Annotated in this window: 5 protein-coding genes; 2 read left to right on the top strand and 3 right to left on the bottom strand. The window is 65.9% G+C overall.

Annotated elements, in window-relative coordinates; translation table 11 throughout:
* Window positions 1-1,912, bottom strand: a 1,912-nt coding sequence (locus tag MHY23_RS09360) for a collagen binding domain-containing protein (protein WP_239307315.1), incomplete at its 3' end; no start/stop codon positions are given.
* Window positions 1,913-2,093: 181 nt separating this feature from the next.
* Between MHY23_RS09360 and MHY23_RS09355 the strand changes: the two genes are divergently transcribed.
* Both MHY23_RS09355 and MHY23_RS09350 read left to right on the top strand, forming a co-directional pair.
* On the top strand, window positions 2,094-3,290 hold the full coding sequence (locus MHY23_RS09355; RefSeq protein ID WP_239307314.1) for an NAD-dependent epimerase/dehydratase family protein: 1,197 nt from the start codon (window positions 2,094-2,096) through the stop codon (window positions 3,288-3,290).
* On the top strand, window positions 3,291-4,421 hold the full coding sequence (locus MHY23_RS09350) for a glycosyltransferase family 1 protein (protein ID WP_239307313.1): 1,131 nt from the start codon (window positions 3,291-3,293) through the stop codon (window positions 4,419-4,421).
* Here the strand turns inward: MHY23_RS09350 and MHY23_RS09345 are convergent.
* Window positions 4,399-4,839 (bottom strand): hypothetical protein, encoded by a 441-nt coding sequence (locus MHY23_RS09345; RefSeq protein WP_239307312.1) that lies wholly within the window; start codon window positions 4,837-4,839, stop codon window positions 4,399-4,401. The two genes, MHY23_RS09350 and MHY23_RS09345, sit on opposite strands and share 23 nt — an antisense overlap.
* A gap of 8 nt (window positions 4,840-4,847) precedes the next feature.
* Window positions 4,848-6,239 (bottom strand): glyceraldehyde-3-phosphate dehydrogenase, encoded by a 1,392-nt coding sequence (locus tag MHY23_RS09340; RefSeq protein ID WP_239307321.1) that lies wholly within the window; start codon window positions 6,237-6,239, stop codon window positions 4,848-4,850.
* Window positions 6,240-6,261: the final 22 nt, after the last annotated feature.

Genomic DNA, 6,261 nt, shown 5'->3' with positions numbered 1-6,261 from the left:
CGGTCACAGCAGTCTTACCACCGGCGGTCACCGTCACATTCGCAACACCCTTGCTGTCCGGACCAAGCACCCGGCCAGACACCGTGCCGGTCTCACGCGTGGTGGAGAAATCCACACCAGACACACCCGCCGTCGTCACATTGCGATCAAGCGGGCCATCAACCGAGTACCCATCCGGCACCGTCTGCGCATCAACAGCAACCGACACCGAACCAGTCGGCACACCAGCAATCGAATAGTTGCCGTCGGCGTTGGTAACAGCAGTCTTACCACCGGCGGTCACCGTCACATTCGCAACACCCTTGCTGTCCGGACCAAGCACCCGGCCAGACACCGTGCCGGTCTCACGCGTGGTGGAGAAATCCACACCAGACACACCCGCCGTCGTCACATTGCGCGTCAACGGGCCAGACACCGAATACCCCGCCGGCACACTGCTTCGCACCACCGAAATAGACGTCGAACCAGTCGGCACACCAGCAATCGAATAACGACCCTGCGCATCCGTCGTCGCAGGCTTACCCGCAGCCCGCACCACCACACCCGCAACACCGTTGCCCAACGGATCTGTCACCCGGCCCGACACCGTGCCGGTCTCACGCGTCGTGGAGAAATTCACACCAGACACACCCGCCGTGGTCACATTGCGCGCCAGCGGACCAGACACCGAATACCCCGCCGGCACACTGCTTTCATCGACCCGAATCTCGGTGTCGCCGACCGGCACCTGGGCTATGGCGTACCGGCCGTCCGCGTCCGTAGTCGCAGGCTTACCCGCAGCCCGCACCACTACACCGGCAACCCCGTTACCAGACGGATCCGTCACCCGGCCAGAGACCGTGCCGAACTGAGGCTTGGTCTCCACTGTGATGTCTTCGATCCGGTTGTCGCGCTGATCGCTCACCGAAACACCGGGCACGGTTCTGCCGCGAGTGCGTTCGGTGTCCCCGATGACCACATCGTGGGTTCCGGCAGGCACCTTGGTCACGGTGAAGTTTCCGTTAGCATCCGAGACGGCGGAGCGGCCCCCGACCCTCACGGTGGCGCCTTGGACGGGGGTCCTGTTGGTGTCGAGAAGCGAACCGCTCACGGTGATCGGGTAGACATCGAAGTTGGGGGCGGCGAGGCCTTCAGCAGCCTCCCACGTCTTTGGCTCCGGGGTGACAAAACCGGCCGGTGGAATCACGTTGATTTCCATCGTGCCGGAGGGCGACGGCATCGCAATCTCGTAGGAACCGTCGGGTTGCACTGGAGAGGTGAAGGTCTCCGTACCCTGGCGGATCTCCACCATCGTCTGCTTGTACTCAGCCTCGGTAGCCTCGTGCATGGTTACAGCACCGCGGATGTCGGCATTGACGGTGGGGCGAGTAAACCGCGCACCGCCGCCACGCAAAGGCGTGGGGTACTGACTGCCTTTACCCGGCGCGAAGAGGGCGAGTCGCTCGCCCTGGCCAACCTGCACTCCTGGGAGCTCATACGTGATGTGGATGGTCGGATGCCCCGACGTGGAGGTCCCTTGGCTGCGGCGCGCCGTAACGTCGTAGGAGGCGAGGACCTGTGTGCCCTTCATGTGGTCCACGCGGTATTCGGCGACCTCGGGGATGCGTGTGAAGACCGGGTCGTCGGCTGGTGCCTCTTCGCGGGAGTTGGTGCTGCTTGGCGGAACGAAGTCGATGCTCACCGTCCGCACCGTCATGCCCGTGAGGAAAAACACGGACGCTTCCCAATCGCGTCCGGCGGTCCGCACGGTGCCGTTGTCGATGCCCGGCTGCTGCGTCGGCGCGATCTGGGCGTGTGCGACCGACCCCGCGGGGCCAAGCGGGATTTCCGCCACACCACCCGCGAGCGCCAACACAGTGGCCACCGCGGTGATGCGCTTTGCGCGCACGCGACCATTACCGGGCAGAGACATGCGGGCTCCCAACTTTTTCAACGCTCAGACACTGCCAGAACACAGGGAAACGCTACCACTCAGTTGTATTGCCTATCGATAATTACATGCACCGGGGGTGCGTCCCAGGAGGCTTGCCCAGCAGAGGTTCGGGGTCACCGGTAGCGTATGCGGAAATGTGCGTAAAGAAAGGCGAGAATTAGTGAAAATTGCAGTTCTGGGCGGCGACGGTTTCTGTGGATGGCCCGCGTCCCTGCACCTTTCGGATCTCGGGCACGAGGTCACGATCGTGGACAACCTGTCGCGGCGCCGCATCGACGGCGAGCTCGGTGCGGAGTCGCTGACGCCGATCGCGACTATCGACGAGCGCCTGGCAGCCTGGCACGAGGTCTCCGGCAAAGAGATCGGCTTCGAAAACATCGACGTCGCCCAGGACTACGACGCACTGCTTGCATTCCTCAAGGACTTCCAGCCCGACACCGTGATCCACTTCGCCGAGCAGCGCGCCGCGCCGTACTCGATGAAGAGCCCGCGCAACAAGCGCTACACCGTTGACAACAACGTCAATGCCACCCACAACCTGCTCGCCGCGATCGTGGAGACCGGCCAGGACACCCACGTCGTGCACCTGGGCACCATGGGTGTCTACGGCTACGGCACCGCCGGCATGAAAATCCCGGAGGGCTACCTGGACGTGCAGGTGGACGCGGGCGAGAACGGCATCGTGGAGCAGCAGATCCTCTACCCCACCCACCCGGGCTCGATCTACCACATGACCAAGGTGCTGGACCAGCACCTGTTCGCCTACTACGCCAAGAACGACGAGCTGCGGATCACGGACCTGCACCAGGGCATCATCTGGGGCACCCACACACCGCAGACGCTTCGCGACGAGCGCCTGATCAACCGCTTCGACTACGACGGCGACTACGGCACCGTGCTCAACCGCTTCCTCATGCAGGCGGCAATCGGCTACCCGCTGACCGTGCACGGCACCGGCGGGCAGACCCGCGCGTTCATCCACATCCGCGACATGGCGCGTTGCATCCAGCTGGCGGTGGAGAACCCGCCGGCGCGCGGTGAGCGCGTGAAGATCTTCAACCAGATGACGGAGACGCACAGGGTGCGGGATTTGGCGGAGCTCGTCGCAAAGATTGCGGACGCGGAGGTGCAGATGGTGCCGAACCCGCGCAAGGAATCCGCAGAAAACGAACTCCACGTGGTCAACGACGCCTTTTTGGACCTGGGCCTGGAGCCGACGAAGCTGGAAGAAGGCCTGCTCGTGGAGGTCGAGGAGGTGGCGAAGAAGTACGCCGACCGCGCGGACCGTTCGAAGATCCCGGCGCGCTCGCTGTGGACCGCCGCGCAGTCCGCCGGTGTGCCGCAGGGCGAGAAGTAGATGCGCATCGCGCTGCTCACCGAGGTTTTCCTGCCCAAAATCGACGGCGTGGTCACCCGCACCATCCGCCACCTGGACCAGCTCGCGGCTATGGGCCACGAGGTGCTCATCTTCGCGCCCGGCAACCCGCCCGCCGAGTACGCCGGCTTCGAGGTGGTGCCGATCCGCTCGCACAGCTTGAAGGTGTATCCGGAGGTCAAGCACGGCATGCTGGGCCCGAAAACCTACCGGCGGCTTCGCGAGTTCAACCCGGACATCGTGCACGCGGTGAACCCGATTTGGACGGCGGGCTGGTCCACGCTGGTGGTGGCGCGCCGCTTCCCCGTCATCGCCTCCTTCCACACGGACGTGCCGGAGTACTGCCTCAAGCTGGGGATTCCGTGGGTGAAGCCGATCGCCGAGTGGGGGCTGCGCACCTTCCACGGCCGCGCGGGGCTCAACCTGGTCACCTCGGGCCCGATGATGGACAAGGCGGCGGACTACGGCATCGACAACGTGCGGCTGTGGCCGAAGGCGGTGGATACGGAAAGCTTCACCCCCGCCGCCCGCACCCGCGAGATGCGCAGTGTGCTTTCCGACGGCCATCCGGACGACCCCCTGGTCATCTTCGTCGGCCGCATCTCGGCGGAGAAATCCGTGGACCGCTGTATCCCCATCGTCGAAGAGGTGCGCCGACGTGTGCCCAACGCGCGGCTGGCGTTTGTGGGCGAGGGCCCGCTTTACGACGAGCTCCGCGTCTCCCCGCCCGACTGGGCCACCTTCACCGGGTACCTGTCCGGAGCGGACCTGCACGCGGCCTACGCCTCGGGCGATGTGCTGCTGTTTCCCTCCACCACGGAGACGTTGGGGTTTGCCGCGTTGGAGGCGTTCGCGTCCGGCGTGCCGGTGGTGGCGGCGAAGGCCGGCGGGCTGCCGTTTGTGGTGGCGGACGGCGACACCGGCGTGCTGGTCGACCCGGATGGGCCCGACACGGCGTGGGCCGACCCGATCGAGCGTCTGCTCACGCAGCCGGAGCTGCGCGAGCGCATGTCCGCCGCCGGCCGCGCCGAGGCCGAGCGCTGGACGTGGCGCGCCTCCACCGAGACGGTGCTGGGCTACTACGACGAGGTTATTCGAACCGCAGGACGGTGACCTCGGCGGTCTCGCCGTCCGCGAACTCGCGGGATTCCGTCGCCGTCTGGACTGGCGCCGCCGGGTCGATCTCCTGGTACGGCTCCACGCCCGGCCCGCAGGCGTCGACCGCGTGCGGGTCAAACCACTCGATCTCCGCTCGGTCGCCGGCGATCACGCCGATGCCGGACGCGGTCTCCCAGGCCTGGGAGTTGTCGCCGATGCCGGGCACGCTGTCCGGGTCGAAGCCGAGGCGCTGCGCTTCGGCCTTGTCCGTGTACGGGCAGAACACGTAGGCACGCTCCACGTCCGGCCCCGCCACGTCCGCGACGGTGAAGTCGCCGGCCAGCGCGGCGTCCTCTAGCCCCAGCTCTGTGCCATGCGCGCCGCAGCCGGCCAGCACGAACAAGCTGGCTAGGGCTGCGATTTTGCGGTACATGATGCTAGTTACTGGATCTCAGCCGGATCTTTGCGCTCCGGGAACACGCGCGGGCGCACACCTGCGATGTCCTCGACGACGCGGACCACCTGGTGGGAGTAGCCGTACTCGTTGTCGTACCAGACGTAGAGCACGAGGTGGTTGCCGGAGGCGATGGTGGCCAGGCCGTCCACCACGGAGGCGTGGGTGGTGCCGAGCAGGTCGGTGGAGACCACCTCCGGGGAGTTGATGTAGTCGATCTGCTGACGCAGGTTGGAGTGGGTGGACACGCGGCGCAGGAAGTTGTTCACTTCGTCCTTCTCCACGTCCTTTTCCAGGTCCAGGTTCAGCACGGCCATGGACACGTCCGGGGTGGGCACGCGGATGGCGTTGCCGGTGAGCTTGCCCTCGAACTCCGGAAGCGCCTTGGACACGGCCTTGGCAGCACCGGTCTCGGTGAGCACCATGTTCAAACCGGCGGCGCGGCCGCGGCGGTTGCCCTTGTGGAAGTTGTCCGCGAGGTTCTGGTCGTTGGTGTAGGAGTGGACGGTCTCGACGTGGCCGTGCTTGACGCCGTAGCGGTCGTTGATCACCTTCAGCACCGGGGTGATGCCGTTGGTGGTGCAGGACGCGGCGGACAGGACGCGCTCGTCGCCAATCATGTCCTCGTTGATGCCGTAGACGATGTTCGGGATGTCGCCCTTGCCCGGCGCGGTGAGCAGGACGCGGTCCACGCCCTTGGACTCGAGGTGCTTGGACAGGCCGTCGCGGTCGCGCCACGCGCCGGTGTTGTCCACCACGATGGCGTTGTCGATGCCGTAGGCGGTGTAGTCGATCTCTGCCGGGTCGTTAGCGTAGATCATCTGGATGGGGGTGCCGTTGGCCCAGATGATTTCCTTCTCCTCGTCGACGGTGATGGTGCCGTTGAACGGGCCGTGCACCGAGTCGCGGCGCAGAAGCGAGGCGCGCTTAATGATGTCGATGTCGCCCTTCTTGCGCACCACCACCGCGCGCAGGCGCACGCCGCCGTACATCGCCTCGCGGGCAATGAGGATGCGGGCGAGCAGGCGGCCGATGCGGCCGAAGCCGTAGAGCACGACGTCGCGGGCCTCGAGCTCGGAGGAGGTGCCGATGACGTCGGCGAGCTCACGGTCGAGGAAGGCACGCAGGTCCTTCTCGTCGGAGTGCTTGTACTCCTTGGCCAGGCGGCCCAGGTCGATGGAGGCGGTGCCCAGGTCCATCTCCACGAGTTCACGCAGGATCGGCAGGGTCTCGTCGAGCGCGAGCTCCTTCTCGTCGATGCGGCGGGCGTAGCGGTGCGCCTTAATGATGTCGATGTCGGTGACACCCACCAGCAGGCGGCCGTAGACCGAGGTCGCCGCGTTGTGCTCGCGGTGCAGGCGGCTGATCAGCGGCAGCATCTCCTGCGCGAGGGTGAGCTTG

Origin of the sequence: Corynebacterium sp. ACRQP (assembly GCF_022345915.1) — a bacterium.
GTDB lineage: Bacteria > Actinomycetota > Actinomycetes > Mycobacteriales > Mycobacteriaceae > Corynebacterium > Corynebacterium lehmanniae.
The sequence above is the reverse complement of the archived record's forward strand: the minus strand, read 5'-3'. Positions and strand labels throughout refer to the sequence as shown.

Coding starts and splice junctions, on each gene's coding strand:
- MHY23_RS09350 (WP_239307313.1), top strand. CDS start 3,291: ATGCGCATCGCGCTGCTCACCGAGGTTTTCCTGCCCAAAATCGACGGC.
- MHY23_RS09345 (WP_239307312.1), bottom strand. CDS start 4,839: ATGTACCGCAAAATCGCAGCCCTAGCCAGCTTGTTCGTGCTGGCCGGC.
- MHY23_RS09340 (WP_239307321.1), bottom strand. CDS start 6,239: ATGCTGCCGCTGATCAGCCGCCTGCACCGCGAGCACAACGCGGCGACC.